Below are 330 nucleotides of genomic sequence, written 5' to 3' on the forward strand. Positions count from 1 at the left end.
GTAATGGGCACCGCACCACGTAAGCCGACCCAAGAGATAAAGCCGATCTCTCTATTTTTAAATTTAAACGGTAAAACACTGGTATAGACTGCAATAGGACGAGCCACTAAAATCATAAAGGCAGCAATGGCCACTGAATAAGGCCAAACTTCAAGAACGTTCGATGGCGTGACCAATAGGCCCAATACCACAAATAACACCGCTTGCGACAACCACGCAAAGCTGTCCATCACGCGCATGACATGCTCAGTTGAGCGTACCTTATGGTTGCCAATCATAATACCAGCGATAAAGACCGCGAGAAACCCACTACCGCCCAGTAAGTTAGTG

1 protein-coding gene is annotated in these 330 nt (G+C 47.0%); it reads right to left on the reverse strand.

Annotated elements, in window-relative coordinates:
* A partial coding sequence (locus tag AAEZ03_RS26500; RefSeq protein ID WP_350582740.1) for a cation:proton antiporter domain-containing protein occupies positions 1-278 on the reverse strand: 278 nt, incomplete at its 3' end.
* Positions 279-330: the final 52 nt, after the last annotated feature.

Source organism: Pseudomonas sp. HY2-MNA-CIBAN-0224, assembly GCF_040310285.1.
GTDB classification, from domain to species: Bacteria; Pseudomonadota; Gammaproteobacteria; order Pseudomonadales; family Pseudomonadaceae; genus Aquipseudomonas; species Aquipseudomonas helleri.